19 protein-coding genes are annotated in these 19,268 nt (G+C 42.6%); 17 read left to right on the top strand and 2 right to left on the bottom strand.

Going from position 1 to position 19,268, the window contains the following annotated elements; genetic code table 11:
- Positions 1-73 precede the first annotated feature (73 nt).
- The 6 genes from ACY8DX_RS02015 (at position 74) to gatB (ending at position 6,694) form a co-directional block, all read left to right on the top strand.
- Positions 74-1,459: a glycoside hydrolase family 1 protein gene (locus ACY8DX_RS02015; RefSeq protein ID WP_439802328.1), complete on the top strand. Its 1,386-nt coding sequence runs from the start codon at positions 74-76 to the stop codon at positions 1,457-1,459.
- A 188-nt stretch (positions 1,460-1,647) separates the two neighbouring features.
- On the top strand, positions 1,648-2,358 hold the full coding sequence (locus tag ACY8DX_RS02020; protein WP_049672330.1) for a GntR family transcriptional regulator: 711 nt from the start codon (positions 1,648-1,650) through the stop codon (positions 2,356-2,358).
- Between the two features lie 24 nt (positions 2,359-2,382).
- Positions 2,383-3,258, top strand: a complete 876-nt coding sequence (locus ACY8DX_RS02025) for an ROK family protein (RefSeq protein WP_462406125.1) — start codon at positions 2,383-2,385, stop codon at positions 3,256-3,258.
- 226 nt (positions 3,259-3,484) lie between these two features.
- Positions 3,485-3,775 (top strand): Asp-tRNA(Asn)/Glu-tRNA(Gln) amidotransferase subunit GatC, encoded by a 291-nt coding sequence (gene gatC / locus ACY8DX_RS02030; RefSeq protein WP_049672328.1) that lies wholly within the window; start codon positions 3,485-3,487, stop codon positions 3,773-3,775.
- A gap of 18 nt (positions 3,776-3,793) precedes the next feature.
- The gene (gatA, locus tag ACY8DX_RS02035) at positions 3,794-5,263 is read left to right on the top strand and encodes an Asp-tRNA(Asn)/Glu-tRNA(Gln) amidotransferase subunit GatA (protein WP_462406126.1); all 1,470 of its coding nucleotides are present in this window, start codon (positions 3,794-3,796) and stop codon (positions 5,261-5,263) included.
- A complete protein-coding gene (gatB, locus tag ACY8DX_RS02040; RefSeq protein WP_049672326.1) occupies positions 5,264-6,694 on the top strand; it encodes an Asp-tRNA(Asn)/Glu-tRNA(Gln) amidotransferase subunit GatB in 1,431 nt (476 codons plus the stop codon). It begins immediately after the preceding gene.
- Positions 6,695-6,736: 42 nt separating this feature from the next.
- Here gatB and ACY8DX_RS02045 read toward each other — a convergent pair whose 3' ends face one another.
- Entirely contained in the window at positions 6,737-7,252 is a 516-nt protein-coding gene (locus ACY8DX_RS02045) for a DUF3231 family protein (RefSeq protein ID WP_049672325.1), read from the bottom strand.
- 257 nt (positions 7,253-7,509) lie between these two features.
- Between ACY8DX_RS02045 and ACY8DX_RS02050 the strand changes: the two genes are divergently transcribed.
- Together ACY8DX_RS02050 and ACY8DX_RS02055 are read left to right on the top strand one after the other, a co-directional pair.
- Positions 7,510-7,788, top strand: a complete 279-nt coding sequence (locus ACY8DX_RS02050; RefSeq protein ID WP_049672324.1) for a hypothetical protein — start codon at positions 7,510-7,512, stop codon at positions 7,786-7,788.
- Entirely contained in the window at positions 7,770-8,285 is a 516-nt protein-coding gene (locus ACY8DX_RS02055; protein WP_231589555.1) for a GNAT family N-acetyltransferase, read from the top strand. Before ACY8DX_RS02050 ends, ACY8DX_RS02055 begins: the two co-directional genes overlap by 19 nt.
- A 9-nt stretch (positions 8,286-8,294) precedes the next feature.
- On the opposite strand, the gene ACY8DX_RS02060 is transcribed toward ACY8DX_RS02055, so the two are convergent.
- Positions 8,295-8,576, bottom strand: a complete 282-nt coding sequence (locus ACY8DX_RS02060; protein ID WP_462406127.1) for a Parvovirus coat protein VP1-like protein — start codon at positions 8,574-8,576, stop codon at positions 8,295-8,297.
- Positions 8,577-9,127: 551 nt separating this feature from the next.
- Here ACY8DX_RS02060 and ACY8DX_RS02065 point away from each other — a divergent pair.
- From ACY8DX_RS02065 to ACY8DX_RS02105, 9 genes are all read left to right on the top strand, one after another.
- Positions 9,128-9,511, top strand: coding sequence for a DUF4181 domain-containing protein (locus tag ACY8DX_RS02065; RefSeq protein ID WP_049672322.1), 384 nt, complete (start codon positions 9,128-9,130; stop codon positions 9,509-9,511).
- 121 nt (positions 9,512-9,632) lie between these two features.
- Positions 9,633-9,833 carry a helix-turn-helix transcriptional regulator gene (locus ACY8DX_RS02070; protein WP_049673068.1) on the top strand — a complete coding sequence of 67 codons (201 nt, stop codon included), beginning with the start codon at positions 9,633-9,635 and terminating at the stop codon, positions 9,831-9,833.
- Positions 9,830-10,552: a DUF3169 family protein gene (locus tag ACY8DX_RS02075; RefSeq protein WP_082197209.1), complete on the top strand. Its 723-nt coding sequence runs from the start codon at positions 9,830-9,832 to the stop codon at positions 10,550-10,552. The genes ACY8DX_RS02070 and ACY8DX_RS02075 overlap by 4 nt, the downstream gene beginning before the upstream one ends.
- Before the next feature lie 169 nt (positions 10,553-10,721).
- The gene (locus ACY8DX_RS02080; protein ID WP_049673067.1) at positions 10,722-11,273 is read left to right on the top strand and encodes a histidine phosphatase family protein; all 552 of its coding nucleotides are present in this window, start codon (positions 10,722-10,724) and stop codon (positions 11,271-11,273) included.
- An 87-nt stretch (positions 11,274-11,360) separates the two neighbouring features.
- Positions 11,361-13,496 carry a GDYXXLXY domain-containing protein gene (locus ACY8DX_RS02085; RefSeq protein ID WP_462406128.1) on the top strand — a complete coding sequence of 712 codons (2,136 nt, stop codon included), beginning with the start codon at positions 11,361-11,363 and terminating at the stop codon, positions 13,494-13,496.
- A 112-nt stretch (positions 13,497-13,608) separates the two neighbouring features.
- Complete coding sequence (locus ACY8DX_RS02090; RefSeq protein ID WP_049672319.1) at positions 13,609-14,592, top strand: diacylglycerol kinase; 984 nt, start codon at positions 13,609-13,611, stop codon at positions 14,590-14,592.
- 98 nt (positions 14,593-14,690) lie between these two features.
- Entirely contained in the window at positions 14,691-16,067 is a 1,377-nt protein-coding gene (rlmD, locus tag ACY8DX_RS02095; RefSeq protein WP_462406129.1) for a 23S rRNA (uracil(1939)-C(5))-methyltransferase RlmD, read from the top strand.
- Positions 16,068-16,642: 575 nt separating this feature from the next.
- Entirely contained in the window at positions 16,643-17,506 is an 864-nt protein-coding gene (locus ACY8DX_RS02100; protein ID WP_049672317.1) for a C40 family peptidase, read from the top strand.
- Positions 17,507-17,515: 9 nt separating this feature from the next.
- Positions 17,516-18,694 carry a hypothetical protein gene (locus tag ACY8DX_RS02105; RefSeq protein ID WP_049672316.1) on the top strand — a complete coding sequence of 393 codons (1,179 nt, stop codon included), beginning with the start codon at positions 17,516-17,518 and terminating at the stop codon, positions 18,692-18,694.
- The last annotated feature ends 574 nt before the right edge of the window (positions 18,695-19,268 follow it).

Raw genomic sequence — 19,268 nt, forward strand, 5'->3', positions numbered from 1 at the left:
TTCATACTCAGAGCCTAATACTAACACGTGCAAAGGAGAATTTATCGTGAACAATCTAGAGAGAGAGACTCACATAACATATAAGTTTCCAGACGGGTTTTGGTGGGGCTCTGCTGCCTCTGCAACCCAAACGGAAGGTGCTTCAGACGTAGATGGGAAAGGGAAGAACATTTGGGATCATTGGTATGAGGTAGAACCGAACCGTTTCTTTGACGGAGTGGGACCGGAGAATACATCCCAGTTCTATTATAAATATAAAGAGGATATCGCTTTAATGAAGCAAATTGGCCATAACTCTTTCCGTATGTCCATCTCATGGTCACGCATGTTTCCGGAAGGGACGGGCGACATTAATCCGAAGGCGGTGGAATTCTACCATAATGTGATTGATGAGCTGATTGCGAACGATATTGAACCATTTGTCGGGTTATTCCATTTTGATATGCCATTTGCTATGCAGGAGATTGGCGGCTGGGAGAATCGTGAGGTCGTTGATGCGTATGTGCGCTATGTGAAGGCATGCTTTGAGAACTTTGGCGGCAAGGTGAAGAAGTGGTTTACACATAATGAGCCAATTGTTCCTGTTGAGGGCGGATATTTGTATGATTTCCACTATCCGAACATTGTAGATTTTAAAAAGGCCGTACAGGTTGCGTACCATACAATCCTCTCTAGTGCCAAAGCGGTTGAAGCTTACCGAGCGCTCGGTCAGGATGGTCAGATTGGTATCGTGTTGAATCTGACTCCATCATATCCTCGCAGCCAGAATCCTGCTGATTTGAAGGCAGCCAAGATTTGTGACGCCTTCTTCAATCGTTCATTCCTCGATCCTGCTGTAAAGGGAACATTCCCGGAGGACTTGGTTGAGATTTTACAAGAAAAAGGATTTATGCCTGTTATCGGTGACGGGGATCTTGAGACGATTAAGAATAATACCGTTGATCTTCTCGGTGTGAACTATTATCAGCCAAGACGGGTAAAGGCAAAAGAACATATGCCTCATCCAGACAGTCCGTTCATGCCTGATTATTATTTCGATTATTATGAGATGCCGGGCCGTAAGATGAACCGCCACCGCGGCTGGGAGATTTATGAGAAAGGGATTTATGATATCCTGACTAATTTGAAAGAGAACTATGGCAATATCGAGTGCTTTATTTCCGAGAACGGAATGGGTGTTGAAGGCGAAGAGAAATTCAGAAATGCCGAGGGAATGATTGAGGATGATTACCGCATCGATTTCATTCGTGAGCATCTGAAATGGGTGCATAAGGCAGCAAGCGAAGGTTCCAACGTAAAAGGCTATCATCTTTGGACCTTCATGGACAACTGGTCCTGGTCAAATGCGTATAAGAATCGCTATGGCTTCGTATCTGTCAATCTTGATAAAGATGGAGAGCGTTCCATTAAGAAGAGTGGATACTGGATTCAGCAAGTATCTGAGAATAATGGTTTTTAACCAGCATGTGAAGAAGAGGGCGCCTTTTGTGCCGTCTTCTTTATGCATTTCAATACATTTGCATACAAAACTTTCTTTATATGGAAAAATATGATGTTTTTCTTGTGATTCATTATATTATATAAGTAAGTATACAAAATGGCCGGGAGAGTCACTTTCAGTATTTATAGACAGGGAGTTAGAAGAACATGACCAAATATGAGAGCATCGCTAATGAAATGAGAAGACGAATTAAAGAGGGGTTTTATTCAATCGACCAGCCGATTCCTGATGAGGTTAGTTTGGCTGCGGAATTCGGTTCAAGCCGGATGACGATGCGAAAGGCCTTGGACCTCCTTGTCTCAGAAGGACTCCTCTTCCGTAAGAGGGGCCATGGGACATTTATCATTCAAATGTATAAGAATCAATCCTTGAATGTGATCAGTGATGAGAGCTTAGGACTGTCCAATTTGGTCAAAGACAAGCCTGTATCGAGCAAGATTATCCAGTTTACGATTGAGTTCCCGTCTGAAGAGGTGGCCGGCCATCTGGCAATCGGAACGAAGGAGCCGGTGTATCATATCATTCGTTTGAGGATGGTTGACCATGAGCCGTATGTTATGGAAGAGACCTATATGCCATCCAACTTAATTCCGGGGATCACAGAGGACATTTTACATGCTTCCATCTATAATTATATACAGCAGAGCCTGGACTTGAAGATTGGCGGAGCCCATAGGACGATTATGGCTGATAAATCAAATGAGCTTGACCAAACTTACTTAGAGTGCAAGACAGATGATCCAATTTTGCAGGTTGTGCAGGTTGGCTTCTTGAATAACGGCGTTCCATTTGAATATTCATTTTCAAGACATCGCTATGATAAGTTTGTTTTTACGAGCGTAACAGTGAAGAAATAACAAGATTCGAGAGGAGCGGTTGACATGCTTTTGGGTGCAATTGAAGCAGGGGGTACGAAGTTTGTCTGTGCGGTTGGAAAGGAAGATGGTACGATTGTCGAACGTACGGTTATTCCGACTGATTTGCCTGAGGTGACGATGAAAGAGGTCATCAAATTCTTTCAAAAGCATAAACCCTCAGCGATTGGTATTGGCACATTCGGACCGGCGGATGTTGACCCGGTAAGTGTGACGTTTGGGACGATTACTTCAACACCAAAGCAGGGGTGGAGAAATTATCCGCTTGTGAGTGAACTTAAGAAGAGATTCCCGGTACCAATAGGTTTTAATACGGATGTGAACGCAGCGGCTCTTGGAGAAGCCAGGCTTGGAGCGGCTAAGGGGCTGGACAGCTGTCTATATATTACTGTCGGCACTGGAATCGGAGCTGGGGCATTAATAGGGGGGAAACTTCTTCAGGGTTTATCTCATCCTGAAATGGGCCATATCCTCGTTCGGAGGCATCCGAATGATTCGTATGCTGGGAAATGTCCTTACCATGGGGACTGTCTCGAGGGCTTGGCTGCAGGACCATCCATTGAGGAGCGCTGGGGTGTAAAAGGAGACCAGCTTAAGGAGAGAGCAGAAGTTTGGGAGATGGAAGGCTTCTATTTAGCCCAGGCAATTGCTCAGTACATTCTAGTGCTGTCCCCGAAGAAAATCATCCTTGGCGGGGGCGTGATGAAACAGGCGCAGCTGTTCCCGATTATTGCAAGGAATGTACAGGAAATGTTGAATGGCTATGTCTCATTGCCGAAGATCACGGAGCACATGGAGGATTATCTCGTGCCGCCGGGGCTTGGGGATAATGCCGGAATAACAGGTGCCTTAATGCTCGCATATCAGGCCTATACAGAGTAAGATACATAGGGAAAAAGGGGGATGCTTAAAAGATAAGGGCATCCTTTTATTATTTCCTTCGACAAATCTTTTCCCGGGTAATAAATTCCCCGAAAAAAGGATAATCTTGCATGAACTTGTGGGGATTCCTGTTTTAACCGGGAATCTGATTGCTTTAACGCACGAAAGTTTGGTATTATCATTATAATTGTTGTCTATAGAATGCAGTAATTTGGAGGTGTCATTCATGACGCGGATTTCTAAAGAAGAGGCTAAGCATGTCGCAAATTTGGCGAGATTGGCCATTACGGAAGAAGAAACAGAAATGTTTACGAAGCAGCTCGATTCGATTATCACATTTGCCGAGCAATTAAATGAGCTCGATACAACAAATATTGAACCTACAACACATGTGTTACATATGAAGAATGTCTTACGGGAAGACAAGCCGTCACCTGGATTGCCGAGGGAAGAGGTCTTAAAGAATGCCCCTGACCACCAGGATGGACAAATACGTGTACCAGGAATCATGGAGTAGGCCAGGGAGGGAAATACAATGTCTTTATTTGACCATAAAGTATCGGAGCTGCAGCAAATGCTGCACTCAAAGGAAATCTCCGTCAGCGATCTCGTTTCTGAATCCTATAGCAGAATCAAGGAGGTTGACGGGGAAGTGAAAGCTTTCCTCACACTGAATGAGGAGAATGCCCGAAAGGAAGCGGACGAGCTTGATACGAAGCTAGTACGCGGAGAAGCGAAAGATCCTCTGTTTGGAATGCCAATCGGCATTAAGGATAATATCGTAACAAAAGGCTTGCGCACAACTTGTGCGAGCAAGATTCTTGATAATTTCGACCCAATCTATGATGCAACCGTTATGGAGCGCTTAAAGCAGAACGAAACCATCACAATTGGCAAATTGAACATGGACGAATTCGCGATGGGTTCTTCAACAGAGAACTCTGCCTTCCAGAAAACGGCGAATCCATGGGATTTAAGCACAGTTCCTGGCGGTTCCTCAGGTGGCTCGGCTGCGGCTGTGGCAGCTGGCGAAGTCCCGTTCAGCCTTGGATCTGATACGGGCGGTTCTATCCGTCAGCCGGCATCCTATTGCGGTGTTGTCGGCATGAAGCCAACCTATGGACGCGTGTCTCGCTATGGCCTCGTTGCCTTTGCATCATCACTTGACCAAATCGGTCCAATTACACGCAACGTCGAAGACAATGCCTACTTACTTCAAGCGATTGCAGGAATTGATCCGATGGATGGAACATCTGCTCATATTGAGGTTCCTGATTTCTCGAAAGCTTTAACAGGCGATATTAAGGGTCTAAAGATTGCTGTGCCAAAGGAATACCTTGGTGAAGGCGTCAGCCCGGAGGTACGCCAATCAGTGCTCGATTCCTTGAAGGTGCTTGAAGGCCTTGGGGCAAGCTATGATGAGGTATCCTTGCCGCATTCCAAATATGCGCTATCAACATATTATCTCCTGTCATCCTCTGAGGCGTCTGCGAACCTCTCCCGCTTTGACGGTGTGAGATACGGACACCGCACAGAGAATGCTGAGAATCTCTTAGAAATGTATAAGCAAACAAGAGCAGAAGGATTCGGAGATGAAGTAAAACGACGTATCATGCTCGGTACGTTCGCGCTAAGCTCCGGCTACTATGATGCTTATTATAAAAAAGCTCAAAAAGTACGTACGCTGATTAAAAATGATTTTGAAAGAGTATTTGACCAATATGATGTCATCATTGGACCAACTGCACCAACACCTGCCTTCAAAATGGGCGAGAAAACGAGTGATCCGCTCACAATGTATGCCAATGATATCTTGACCATCCCGGTAAACCTTGCGGGTGTTCCAGGTATCTCTGTGCCAAATGGATTTACAAATGGCCTTCCGCTTGGTCTGCAAATCATCGGTAAGCACTTCGATGAGAGCACGGTCTACAAGGTAGCCCATGCCTTTGAACAAGCGACAGACTTCCATAAACAAAAGCCGTCATTGCAGGGGGTGGAGTAAATGAACTACGAAACAGTCATCGGCTTAGAGGTTCACGTTGAGCTAAAAACAGAATCAAAAATTTTCTCCGCGAGCCCGAACCAATTCGGCGCGGACCCAAACACAAACACAAGTGTCATTGACCTTGGCTATCCGGGGGTATTGCCTGTCTTGAATAAGAAGGCAGTCGAATATGCGATGAAGGCTGCCATGGCCTTGAACTGTGAAGTGGCGACTGATACAAAATTCGACCGTAAAAACTATTTCTATCCGGACAATCCGAAGGCCTACCAAATCTCTCAATTTGATAAGCCAATCGGTGAGCATGGCTGGATTGAAATTGAAGTGAACGGTGAGAAGAAACGCATCGGTATCACTCGTCTTCATCTAGAGGAGGATGCCGGCAAACTGACCCATACAGCAGACGGCTATTCCTTATGTGACTATAACCGCCAAGGAACGCCATTGATTGAAATCGTATCTGAGCCGGATATTCGTACACCGGAAGAAGCCTATGCGTATCTCGAGAAATTGAAATCCATCATTCAGTACACAGGCGTTTCTGACTGTAAGATGGAGGAAGGAAGCCTTCGTTGTGATGCGAATATTTCCCTTCGTCCAGTAGGACAGGAGGAATTCGGCACAAAGACAGAGCTGAAGAATTTAAACTCCTTCAACTTTGTCCGCAAAGGTCTTGAATTTGAACAGGAGCGTCAGGCAAAGGTATTGAATGAAGGTGGTGTTATCCTTCAGGAAACTCGCCGCTTTGATGAAGCAACAGGTGCTACCTTGCTTATGCGTGTGAAGGAAGGGTCTGACGATTATCGTTACTTCCCTGAGCCTGATTTAGTGGAACTCTATATTGACCAGGAATGGAAGGACCGTATTCGTGCGGAAATTCCGGAGCTTCCCGATGAGCGGAAGAAGCGCTATGTGGAAGACTGGGGCTTGCCTAGCTATGACGCAGCAGTCCTGACTGTGACAAAGGAAACAGCTGATTTCTTCGAGGCAACTGTTGCTGCCGGGGCTGAGCCAAAGCAGGCTTCAAACTGGATCATGGGTGAGCTGTCCGCCTACATGAAATCTGCTCAAAAAGAGCTGCATGACACGCCATTATCCCCAGAAAGCCTGGCCGGCTTGATTAAATTGATCGTGAACGGAACAATTTCCTCCAAAATCGCGAAGACCGTCTTCAAGGAATTAGTGGAGAACGGCGGGGATGCAGAGACAATCGTGAAGGAGAAAGGGCTTGTCCAAATCTCTGACGAAGGTGCCCTCCGTAAGATTGTTCTTGAGATTCTTGATAATAACCCTCAATCGATTGAGGACTTCAAGAACGGCAAGCAAAAGGCCGTTGGCTTCCTTGTCGGTCAAATGATGAAAGCGACAAAAGGCCAAGCGAATCCGCAAATGGTTAACCAATTAATTATGGACGAGTTGAAGAAACGATAAGAGTGAAACCCGCCTTCTATGAGGCGGGTTTCCTTTTGCAGGCTATTCCTTGTTTTTTGTCTCCATATGAAGGGGAGGAGGCACGAGCCAGCCTTTATCCTTCATGATTTGCAGCAAGACTGCGCCATCCTTCAATGATTTGGCACTTTGCTGGGTAAGCATCATGGCGATGTCTTCACGGATGCATTGGCTGATCAATCCGCTCATTGCTGTAATGCCAGTTGCGATATCCTTGGCGAGTGCATAGGCAATCTGAGCATCCTGAAATCTTGCACCAACAGGAATCTGCTCAATATCAACCTCAGGTCTTTCAGCTGGTGTCGGCGGTACAACGATATCATTAGCCAATAATAATTCTTCCATTTCCTTGATGGCTGGCTTGATGGTTGTTATAATGACATCTTTAATAAATTCCTTTAAGTCTTTATCACCAACATGATTCGCATAGACCTGATACCCGTCCAAAGCAGCTTTTGCTGCTGCCAGCTGCATATAGACTCCATAGACTTCACCATAATGCATTGGTTCCTTTTGTGGATTGCCGCTTAAAATTCCCATATGATAAGCTCCTTTTTTCCCTTAATTGAAGATGAGATGAGTACCTCACAGGCTTATTATGGATGTATTTTGGGAAAGTATAAGCGGATGCTAGGAAAGGGAAAAGCTAACATCATTATTTCTGCCACGTAACCTGTGAGAGGACGGGACCAGCCTTTTAGTTTACTGCAAGCCACGCCATAAAAGAATGAATTGAGAATGTATATTGCGAATGGATGGAAATGAATGGTAATGTGGATTTAAAAGGAGGATGAACCATGAAATTGTTTAGCATGCTGTCTTTATTATTCATTGCCATTGGAATCATGACATATGGGGTAAGCAGAAATGCCGGAGAGTTAACGGAATTATTCATCCTGTTGGGATTCATCAGTTTATTTATCACAATCATTCTAGGGTTTGTCGCGATGATAAAAAACGAAGCCGGAAAGCTAAAGTACCTATCAATTATGATGGCCTTTCTGATGCTTGGAGTGATCACCTGGGCGGAGCCTTTTCAGATTGTCCGAGTGTTGACATGGCTGAAGAATGCGTAATTGGCAGAAGAGATATGATTGAAACCAATCAATGTACAATGATCCCTTTTCAAAAGACAGATGATGATGAAGTAAAGCAGCTGTATAGGAATCATGATGTGAGACGATATTTGGGCGGTATACGAACCGAGGATGATTTACAATCTATCTTTGATGAGATGCATAGCATGAATGAAGAAGTTAATTGGGTTATTAGGAAGAAAAACACAAAGGAATTTGTCGGGTTAATTTCTCTAGGACTCCATCACGATGGTAACTTCCATGAAGTGTCCTATCAGCTATTGCCGATATGGTGGGGAAAGGGCTATGGAACAGAAGTTGTTTATGCCGTTTTAGACTATGCTTTTCTAACCTTAAATCTGCCAAAAGTCGGAGCGGAGACACAGGCCGCTAATATACCTTCCAGAAGGCTGCTGGAAAAGGTGGGGATGAGGGAGGAAGGAAGAGTCATTCGCTTTGGTGAGGAGCAAGTCATTTATTCAATCACCTATAAGTAAAAAAAGAGGTCACTTGAAAGAACTTCGTAACCTCATAACATTATAGAATAATGCTGCATCCCGGCCCATACCTGTTTGACGGTTGATTTTCGGGCGCAGGCACTCTAAGAATTGATCATCACAATATTTTGATGGACCATATCTTTGATAACACTCATCGTGACGTTTGCAGCAAGAATCGACGGGATTGGTTGGAGATCCTGGACCTGAACATCCAGGTCCGCAATAGCGGTAACCGGGTACGCAGAAACCACGTTTTCTTGGTTGCCTTCTCATGAAATATTCCTCCATTACTCGGACATGCTTCTATAGTTTATGATTTTTTCATGAATGTGGAAGGGCTAAAGGAGTCTAATTGTTTTTTAGATTTATAGGAATCCGTTTTTTGCAATGCTGTATTAAAATGTACCATTTACATAAATGAAGGAGGTATCATATTTGTTAGCTGGAAAATCGATTTCGCGGATGCGTATAGTCATGCTAATCATTTCATTAAGTGCATTTATAGCTTTACTGTTAGTCACTTTTCAGAGCTACTTTCATTCTTCTGAACTGCAATCATTAGTTGAAAAAGCTGAAGAAAATAATCTTGAATATGAAGTAATCATCCATAATCCTCTTACTAACTCTTACAGTTTTAGAATTCTAAATGATTAATGAACAAGTGTTTGATGAAATTAGTAAATTAGTCTAATTTATCTGTTTGACCATGGAATAAGAATCTTCAATTCGAGGACATTTTTTATTATAGTAAATCCTGGATTGGGTAATTTATGGCTTTGGGAGTCAATATTTATATATAAGCAGATGTAGATGTGATTTGGCAGAAGAGGGGGATTGGGATGAACCTTGTAATTTGGATGAGTGTTATTGGGTTAATCACTGCTGCTGTTTACATGTTAAGTAAATGGATCAGCAGGTTATTAGGTGTAGAGGGAGTGGACCTGGAGGAGACCAAGGGAGGAAAGGTATTCAAATGGGGATGCGGTATCCTTTTGGGCATTTATTTCGTTATAATCATTAATTTAGGCATTGTTAACGAGCAAGAAGTACCTGGCAGTTACATTCTGTTAGTTATAGCTGCACTTTGGTTGTATAAGGCACTGCTTGAATGGAAGTATATAAAAGGGTCGAAGCAGTATATCCGAACATTGATTGAACTAATCATTCTTATGACAGCTATACCGCTAGCCCATAAAATCATATCTCATTTTCCAGTGTTCTGAGCCGTTATAGGCTCTTTTTTTATGAGCAGATATTTTTTCTTTGACAAATAAACCTTTCATTTTGACAAAAATATTTGTCAAAATGAAAGGTACAGCATACAATGATAGTAGAGGTGAGGATATGAAAACGAGATTAAAGGAGCTGCGGGCACGTGAAGGGATGAATCAGACGCAGCTGGCGAAGCTTGCGAAAATATCTCGCCAAACGGTGAGCTTGATTGAACGTGAAGAGTTTGTTCCTTCCCTATTGATTGCTGTGCGGATTGCGAGAATATTTGATGAACGGATTGAGAATATCTTTTTATTTGAGGAGGATGAATGATGACGAAAGCGATTGGGAAACTGCTGTTTGGAGCGCTGGCGGGTGCCGTGTTGGGGTATGGGCTGATGTTTACAATAACAAATACAGGCTTGGGGGATGTGGATAGCTCCTGGGCATTCCCTGACCTGAGCTTTGAATGGATGATTGTGTTGATGGTAATTTCCGTCTCTTTGATAATTTTGAGTGTGGTAAAAGGGATGACCATCGTGAAGGAGTCCAAAAGTCAAGTGAGCGGGGATGAGGAGGATGAACTGGCAGAGCTCCAGAACAAACGCTATTATGATGGATCACTGGCGGTGAATACAGCCTTATTTGCCTCTAGTGGAATGCTTGCGCTGGTGGCCATTACGGATCAACCGAATGTATTCATCTTTATTAGCTTAGGCTTGGTCTTGCTAAGTCTTGTGATGTCCTTTATCAATGCGGAGTTAGTTAAATATGCGGATCCTAATCGGGAATATCCATCTGTGAACGATAAGCGGTATGCCGAGAAGCTGATGGAAATGAGCGATGAAGGGGAACGTCACATCATGCTGCAAGGATTATATAGAGCATTTACTAGCATCAATATGCTTCTCTTCTTTGCAGTACTCATGCTCATAGGCTATTCCGTTATCACAGGTTCCTCCCAATTAGCCGGAATACTGATCATCCTCTTTATCCTAATCTACACAAATGCTCAATACATGCTGTCCATACGTAAAAGATCGATACGATGAATACAGTCGGCAAGACTAGCAGACAATGAAACCACCATTACGATATATAGCTCTCTGACCTGCTTTTTTAAAAGGCGGGTTTTCTTAGTTAGTCATTAGTTAGAGGAATATTCTTATGGGTAGAGAATGTTGTTATGGTAAGGAGATAAAAAGGGAAGGAGCAATCCAGTTGCAAACAAATCTCTATTTCGTCAGACATGCGCATTCCACCTATACACCAGATGAATGGGGCAGACCACTATCCAATAAAGGGCAGATGGATGCGGAAAGAATTACGCAAAGGCTGAAGAAGGAAGACATCCAGCATGTCTTATCAAGTCCTTATAAAAGGGCCATGCAAACAGTGCAAGGAATCGCTGACTTGATTGGGAAAGAAGTCATACTTGATCAGGGCTTCCGGGAACGGAAATTAGCTTCAGTGCCAGTAGAGGATTTTAATAAGGCAATTAAGAAGCTTTGGGAGGAACCCTCATTCTCTTATGAAGGAGGGGAGTCCAATATTGACGCGAAGGGGCGTGGAGTGAAAGCGACGTATCGGATATTAGAAAAATATGAGGGAGAGAATGTGGTCATTGGTACCCATGGCAATATCATGGTGCTGATTATGAATTACTTTGATTCCCAATATGATGTTGATTTCTGGCGGTCTCTTGCCATGCCGGATATTTACCGAATGACGTTCGTTGGTCTTAGGCTGAAAGAAATCAACCGTATTGAATAATCATTCATTTGCTAATCTGCTAATTTGATACAATGAGGATAAGGGAGATGAAGTCAGAATATAAATAGGTGTGGAGGTGGAACCAGGATGAAGAGTGTGAAGGCAGTGAAGACGACGTATTTGATTGGCCTGCTATTTTGGTTAAGTGCAATCATTTATTTTTTTGCAGCCAATTGGGGTGGACTAAGCCATGTTTCTCAGGTGACGCTCGCTTGCTTATTGATGGTTTTGTTTTATGGGGTTGGTTATGGGTTCGCAAAATGGAGGCCGGATTTGGCTGATGTGGGGGCCTGGATATTCTGGGGAGGGTCGATTGCCTTCGGGGCAGCGGTAGCGCTTATTGGGCAGATTTATAATTCGCATGCAGATGGTTATACCTTCTTTCTACTATGGCTTATTCCATCGATTCTGCTTGCAATTGTGACGAGATTCTCCGTTTTCTTTGTACAATCATTTATTCTATTCAATATCACAATCTATACATACTTCTATCCTCTCGACAGATGGGTTGAGCGAACGAGTGGAGAGGATACAGCCATCACGATTGGCCTTTTATTAGTCAATGCGGCTATCATGTTTCTGTTTGCTTCAAGGAAGCCGATGCTGGTTGCCTATTTAGCGGCAGTCCTCGTTCAGGGATTCGCAATTGAGGTGACCACAGATTGGTCATGGCGATATCTGTATTCGGATGAGACGTTCTCTATCATCGGCATTCTTGTTTATGTCCTTATTGCATTCTTATATGCAGGTATTTATGTTCAATATCTTGTTAAAACAGAGAATAAGGTGCTCATCGTGCTTGCGTCACTTGGTGCGGCTATCCTTCTTATCAGTCATTTCTTTATGATTGCCTCTTGGATTTCTGGGCTGCTCGTGTATTTGCTCGGCATTTTACTCGGAATCGGCTTGATTGCTGGAGGATCGGTTTGGGTGGCAAGACTGGCGAGGCAATCATCAGATGAGAATCGCTGGCTTCACCAGCTTATCAAGGCTGTGTCGATTTTCTTGGCGGTCCTTTTGATAACGTCCTCCGTGTTGAGTATCTTTTATTTGCTGAATCTGTATGGGGCAGAGTGGATCTTGCTTAGTGCTCTTGTGCTCGTACCGATTGGGAGTCATCTTGAGCGCAGCCATTCCATCCTGCGCTATACGTTGATGCTGTCCGGGTTAGCAATCGCTTCCGCTGTCCTTTGGGATTTCTCCATTCTCGTATTAGCGGTGTATGTCATCCTTGTCAGCTATGTTCTATGGCGTGAGCGGGGGAGGGCCGTTTATCCATTTATGCTTATTGCCTTTCTGTACGGAGCAGGATTGACCATACTGCGATTGCTGCCAGATCTCTCTGCAGACTATATCCTGCTTATCTTAACCGTGCTCGCGCTTGGCCTTTATCTACTCTTGGAAGAACCATTCGCGAAGGGCTGGAATTTAATTGCGGCGCTCACTGTATGGTTTGTACTGACCTTCTTCTCAGAGCATACGGTCCTTTATTACTTATCGAATATCACGTATATCGGCTTTCTGCTCTATAAAACGTATAAAACAGCCGAAAGTCGTAGACACTGGCTGGAATATGCTGTGTTCGCCTTTCTGATTGCTTACTTTGGCTATAAATATTATGACCTGTTCTGGAAGCTGCTTCATAAGTCTGTGACGTTCGCTTTGGCAGGGGCTGTATTCTTCCTCGTCGCGCTCTATTTCGATAAACGCCAATTGAGAATGGATACAGGGGAATCCCGATTTATTCTGGATGGTGTACGGAAATGGGTCCCGATTGTCCTTTTACAGCTACTCATTATTGGTGCGATCATTATGCAAAAGGAAATCATTCTGCGCAATGGAACGGAGATTACCTTAGAGGTGGAACCAGTTGACCCACGCTCTTTGATGCAGGGCGATTATGTTGATTTGGCATATAATATCAGCACGTATGATGCCAATCACAATTATGGGCGTGTTTATGTTCTCCTTGAAAAAGATGAGGCTGGGATTTCTCAAATTAAAAACATTTATGATAATATGGATGAAGCAAGAGAACAATTGAGCGGCAGTAAGGAAGTGATTCTCCAGGGAGAATTGAGCGGAGACCGAATCACGTATGGCATTGAATCCTTCTTCATAGAGGAAGGAACAGGTACATGGCTGGAGGAAAATGCAGCCTATGCCAAGGTAAAGGTCGGCAGTAATGGCGATGCAATTCTGCTGGAACTTACAGGGAAATAAAGCCCCTTCGAAATTGAACGGATATGGTAATTGGCCAATGGTGGCGTTATAATGGTTATGGACTTCTATAGCGCATGAATACTTTGAATTTTATATAGGATGATGAATGAATATGAAAAAAGCAAGAATTATCTATAATCCGACATCAGGCAGGGAAGCGTTCAAGCGCTATTTACCGGAGGTGCTTGAGAAGCTTGAAAAGGCTGGTTATGAGGCCTCCTGCCATGCAACCACAGGTGAGGGCGATGCAACGAGAGCGGCTGAGATCGCGATTGAACGGAAATATGATGTTGTCATCGCAGCTGGCGGGGACGGAACGATTTATGAGGTCGTTAATGGGCTTGCCGGGCATGAATTTCGTCCGAAGCTAGGCATTATCCCAGTCGGTACAACGAACGACTTTGCACGTGCATTAAGAATCTCAACGAAATCGGTCCTTGACGCAGCAGATACAATTGCTCAAGGATTGACGATTCCAATTGATATCGGTCAAATGAATGACCGCTTTTTCATTAATATTGCCGGCGGCGGTCGTCTGACAGAATTGACGTATGAAGTGCCAAGTAAGCTGAAAACCGTGCTTGGCCAGCTCGCCTATTATTTGAAAGGAATTGAGATGCTGCCATCCTTGAAAGCTGTACCTATGCGTATTGAATACGATGGGAAGCTGTTTGAGGGAGAAGCAATGCTCTTCCTTGTGGCTAACACCAATTCTGTCGGCGGATTTGAACGACTTGCACCGGATGCTTCATTGAATGACGGGATGTTTACCCTGCTGATTCTGAAGAAGATCAATCTCGCAGATTTCGTGCGTGTCGTGACCATGGCGATTCGAGGGGATCATATCAAGGATTCATCTGTCGTGTATGCGAAGGCAAACCGAATCAAGGTCAGCTCGCCGGATAAGCTGCAGCTTAATCTGGACGGAGAATTCGGGGGCATGGCACCGGCTGAATTCGTGAACCTCTATCGTCATTTTGAGGTATTTGTACCAGAGAAGGTGCATGAAGAACAGAAAAAAACAGACCGGCACCTTTTAACCATCCAAGAATCGGAACGATTAAAGGATCTTCCAGATATTGACCAACTTCTTTAAGAAGTTGGTTTTTTAATGGATAGAATCGCATATTATCGGTCTATCCTATTTTGTGATACAATCATCATTACGTTAATAAAAAATCGAGGTTACAATGAATGACTGATAAAAAAACCGTTCCAATTCAAAAAAATGATTATATAGATGTTGTATTTGAAGACTTGACACATGAAGGGGCCGGCGTAGCAAAGGTGGACGGCTATCCCATCTTTGTCCCTCATGGTCTTCCTGGTGAGAAGGCGAAAATAAAGGTGACAAAACTCAACAAAGGCTACGGCTTCGGACGCTTGATGGAATTGTATGAGGAGAGCCCAGACCGGGTTGAGGCGCTTTGCCCGATTTATAAGCAATGCGGCGGCTGCCAGCTGCAGCACTTATCGTATGAAGGTCAGCTGAGGGCGAAGGAGAAGATGGTCCGCGAGCTGATGACCCGTATCGGAAAGCTTGAGGATGTGATTGTTCATCCAACACTCGGCATGGAAGAGCCATGGAATTACCGCAATAAGGCTCAGGTGCCTGTTGGAGAGATGGAAGGCGGTCTTGTCGCTGGATTCTATGCGAAACGCTCCCATGAGATCATCAATATGGACGAATGCCTTATCCAGTTCACTGAAAATGATGAGATGATTCGTGTCGTTAAAGGCATCTGTGAGAAATATGGCGTCAGAGCCTATAACGAAAAACAGCATAAAGGCACGCTCCGCCATATCATGGTCCGCACAGGTCAGGTGACAGGCGAAATCATGGTCGTACTGGTAACAAGAACACCTGACATCCCGAACCGCCGGAAAATCGTTGATGAATTGGTTGAGGCCATGCCAAACATCACTTCTATCATCCAGAACGTAAACACCAAAAAGACAAACGTCATCCTTGGCGACCAGACCATTACGCTATGGGGAGCGGATGTCATTGCCGATTACATCGGCGATATCAAATTCGAAATCTCACCAAGATCCTTCTATCAGGTGAACCCTTCCCAAACGAAGGTACTCTATGAAAAAACACTCGAATATGCGAACCTCTCTGGAAATGAAACCGTCATTGATGCGTATTGCGGTATCGGAACGATCTCCTTGTTCCTCGCGAAAAAGGCGAAGAAGGTATACGGAGTGGAAATCGTTCCAGAAGCAATAGAGGATGCCCGCAAAAATGCTGGGTTAAATAACATCACCAATGTGGAATTCGAGGTTGGAGAAGCAGAGACAGTCATCCCAAACTGGTACAAGCAAGGCATCACCGCCGACTGCCTCGTCGTCGACCCGCCGCGTAAAGGCTGCGACGAAAACCTTTTGAAAACCATTGCCGCTATGAAGCCTAAGAAGGTAGTCTATGTATCCTGCAATCCGGCTACATTAGCTCGTGACCTAAGGTACTTAGAGGACAATGGATATAAGACGGTTGAGGTTCAGCCGGTGGATATGTTCCCGCAGACGATGCACGTGGAAAATGTCGCTAAGCTTATATTGAAATAAGGCAGCAGCCCTTTTGGGGCGCTGCCTTTTTTATGTTTCCTGTATTGGATTTATGAACGTGTATTGAATTCGGATATGACCTTCAACTGTACAAGCAATTTTCCCAATTAGTGAGTGAAGCAGTTGAGGAGTCAACTCTTTCAGGTTTAAAGGGCTTTCGGTTGTTGGTAAAAGGGGATAGTCATGTTTGAAATCATACTTGTTTTTGCTACTTGTGTACTTGCTTATGGACGACTGGCGGAAAGATTGATTGTACTTCTTTTTTAGAAGGTTGCTTCTATGTATGCTCTGCTTGTTAGTCCCAAAAAGTAAGCCGGGATACGCCCCCTGGCTTTTTTATTTTGAATAATTATGTTGTCTTCTTACAGGTTTACTAGAGGTTTGAATTGGTTTGTAGATGGAAAAATTCGGGATGACGAATATCGGGGAGTGACCACCAACGGCAAACTCTCAAACTCTAATAAATCACCTTATTATGTCGTTTATAAAAGACACAAATTGGAAAAATATTTAAATTATTGTAATTTTTGTGTTAAGCTAGTTTTGATAAAAATAAATATTAACGAAGTGTAGAGATGTGGGCTAAAAAATTTGTGAGTATGTGTATTTGTACGATGTTTTTGGTTTCCCCGTTAAGTGTTTATGCTGCCGATAGTATTTCATTAAAAGATGAAGTGGAATCTTTTTTGGAGAAGAAAATCAATATTGTTGATGAACTACTTTTGTTGAATGTTGGAAAGGAAATAAGCGAAGATGAATTTTTGGAACAAGTAAACCAGGTTCATATTGATTATGAAGACTATTTGATAACTTTAGAGGATGCTGTTCTATATGAAATAGAGTCTTATGATATCTTAAACGATAAATTGGGTGAGTTGGATCTTAAAGCAGAGTCTTTCTTTTCAGAAGAAGATGAAGAAATGCAAACAACAGCCAAATCCTGGAGATATGGGGATATATTGTATTACGCTGCAGGGAATAAAGTTGGGGTTGGCGAAAAATCATATACTGGTCATACAGCAGTTTTACATACCGTAGATTATCATGTCATTGAAGCATCAAAAACAGTGAAAAATGGCGCTAAAGTCTTTGTCTGGAATAGAAGCAATTTATGGAAAGGGGCAAGCGGGATTAAGCAATATAGAGTTACGACAAAATTAGGAAAGAGTGCTACTGCTGCACAACGTAAAAAGGCTGTAGAGTTTGGGAAAAAACAAGAGGGAGAACCATATAAATTAAGAACCGACATCTGGTCAACAGATGCATGGTATTGTTCTAAATTAACAAATGCTATGTGGAGTCATGCCGGATACGATCTTCGATCTTCTAGGGCATTCAAAATCGATGGTCTATTGGCGGTTATTCCGGCAGATATAGTTGCAGATGCAAATACGAGGTTAAAGAAAAAATGGGGGACAGCGCTTCCTGGGAAAATTTAGAGGGGATATATGAAGAAAATCAACGTCATCTTTTGTTTACTGGCTGTGTTTAGCTTAGCCTTCACATTTATAATATTTACTGAACAGTCAGATGAAGCCGAAAGAATAAAAGTGGAGGGAATTGAGAATTTCCAACCAATTTCTAATGAAGAAGGAAATTACTTATTATTCTATCCTGCTGATATTCGGGTTAATCAAGAGAATTTAATTATAAAAGAAGTTAATAGCACTGGTGAAATCATGCATGAATATGAAGTAATAGACAGTGATTTTAGGAGAATGATTGCTCACCAAAAGCCCAACGACCAGAACAAATTGTATGTTTCACTTTTTGGTGAAGCAACAATTGATAATTATTATTACACCTATGACATAAGTAAGAAGCAATTTGAAAAGATTAATCTATCGTACTTTGATATTGATGTAGGTGTGGACCATATAATGCATTATGGGAATGATATACTATTCCAAACCTTGGTCTCTTACAAAACTGGAGAACAGAATTTAACTGAATCTGGTGAGTTTAACGTATCTATTTCTAATTATACCAATCAAATGAGTTTTGAAACTGAATATGGTCATGTCCCTAAATGGACGCCAATTTTAGAATTCGGTGATAAAATTGTTTATGGAACAAGTGGACAACTGAATGAAAAAGGCAAGTACGAGAATTTTGGAATTGGTGTTCTCTCCATGGAACAACAAACTATTGAGTATAAGACGCCAAAAAAAAATGAAGATCTATCACCGATATATTCAACGGAAAAGAACCTATATATTTTAGATTCACAAGGTAAGATGTATGTATATGATAAAAATTTCAATTATAAAACATATGAGCCATTCTTAAATATCTCTGCAGATTATTATTATAGTGATGATTCGCCTCCTTTGTTTATTGATGAGAACAGAGCGTTAATTTCTATTAGTGATAATGAAACAGGACCTATAATTGGCATGTTGTCATTGGAGCCTACACCCAAATTTAAAAAGCTGGACAAAAATTATATTCAATCAAATAGTATCTACCGCTTTTTATATCAAAATATAAATGAAGAAGAAATATATGTAGTTAAGTCATCTGAAAAGAAAGAAAGCCTATTGGTTTTGGATAACAAAAGTTTCGATTTGATTACAGAGATACCAATAGAAGATGCTCATTTACTTGACTTTGTTGTAAAGAACTAAATAAATCATAATCACTGTAAAAGCAATGGATCTGAGGTACATCGCTTTGTTTTTTAGGGAAGGAGTCTGCTAACAAAAAGCTAACTTTTTTAAAGAGCGCTAATAAATTACTTTAAATTGGAGTTAGGGATGTGACTCTTGAAGTAAACAAAGTGGTGGCTTATATCTATTTCGATATAGTGAAACCTATTACAGTTTGAAACTATCTGGGCGACATGTTATAAAAAATCTAAGTAGTTGCATGATAATTAATTCATAGAAACTCACCATCACCTCATGTGTTGTCAATTACACTCCACGCATGTGGAGTGTGTCGCGAAGCTTATATTGAAATAAGGCAGTCAGCCCTCTAAAGGGGGCACTGCTTTTTTACGTTTCTTGCAACGGATTCACGAAGTCAATACTTAATCCGAATTTCTCCACCAGTGTTACAAGTGATTTTTTCTATTTAACGTGTAGGAACTGTGGAGATAAGTAATAGAAATGCCCTCGTGGTTTTTAAAATCTTATCTTTCATAAAAGAGTTTCATAGAAATCATTAATCAATAGAGTTTAAGTATTACTTCCTTTCTAC

It is taken from the genome of Gracilibacillus sp. Marseille-QA3620 (assembly GCF_054950035.1).

Excerpts from the sequence above, each read along its gene's own strand:
- ACY8DX_RS02020 (WP_049672330.1), top strand. The coding sequence starts at position 1,648 with ATGACCAAATATGAGAGCATCGCTAATGAAATGAGAAGACGAATTAAA.
- ACY8DX_RS02025 (WP_462406125.1), top strand. The coding sequence starts at position 2,383 with ATGCTTTTGGGTGCAATTGAAGCAGGGGGTACGAAGTTTGTCTGTGCG.
- gatC (WP_049672328.1), top strand. The coding sequence starts at position 3,485 with ATGACGCGGATTTCTAAAGAAGAGGCTAAGCATGTCGCAAATTTGGCG.
- gatA (WP_462406126.1), top strand. The coding sequence starts at position 3,794 with ATGTCTTTATTTGACCATAAAGTATCGGAGCTGCAGCAAATGCTGCAC.
- gatB (WP_049672326.1), top strand. The coding sequence starts at position 5,264 with ATGAACTACGAAACAGTCATCGGCTTAGAGGTTCACGTTGAGCTAAAA.
- ACY8DX_RS02045 (WP_049672325.1), bottom strand. The coding sequence starts at position 7,252 with ATGGGAATTTTAAGCGGCAATCCACAAAAGGAACCAATGCATTATGGT.
- ACY8DX_RS02050 (WP_049672324.1), top strand. The coding sequence starts at position 7,510 with ATGAAATTGTTTAGCATGCTGTCTTTATTATTCATTGCCATTGGAATC.
- ACY8DX_RS02055 (WP_231589555.1), top strand. The coding sequence starts at position 7,770 with ATGGCTGAAGAATGCGTAATTGGCAGAAGAGATATGATTGAAACCAAT.
- ACY8DX_RS02060 (WP_462406127.1), bottom strand. The coding sequence starts at position 8,576 with ATGGAGGAATATTTCATGAGAAGGCAACCAAGAAAACGTGGTTTCTGC.
- ACY8DX_RS02065 (WP_049672322.1), top strand. The coding sequence starts at position 9,128 with ATGAACCTTGTAATTTGGATGAGTGTTATTGGGTTAATCACTGCTGCT.
- ACY8DX_RS02070 (WP_049673068.1), top strand. The coding sequence starts at position 9,633 with ATGAAAACGAGATTAAAGGAGCTGCGGGCACGTGAAGGGATGAATCAG.
- ACY8DX_RS02075 (WP_082197209.1), top strand. The coding sequence starts at position 9,830 with ATGATGACGAAAGCGATTGGGAAACTGCTGTTTGGAGCGCTGGCGGGT.
- ACY8DX_RS02085 (WP_462406128.1), top strand. The coding sequence starts at position 11,361 with ATGAAGAGTGTGAAGGCAGTGAAGACGACGTATTTGATTGGCCTGCTA.
- ACY8DX_RS02090 (WP_049672319.1), top strand. The coding sequence starts at position 13,609 with ATGAAAAAAGCAAGAATTATCTATAATCCGACATCAGGCAGGGAAGCG.
- rlmD (WP_462406129.1), top strand. The coding sequence starts at position 14,691 with ATGACTGATAAAAAAACCGTTCCAATTCAAAAAAATGATTATATAGAT.
- ACY8DX_RS02100 (WP_049672317.1), top strand. The coding sequence starts at position 16,643 with ATGTGGGCTAAAAAATTTGTGAGTATGTGTATTTGTACGATGTTTTTG.
- ACY8DX_RS02105 (WP_049672316.1), top strand. The coding sequence starts at position 17,516 with ATGAAGAAAATCAACGTCATCTTTTGTTTACTGGCTGTGTTTAGCTTA.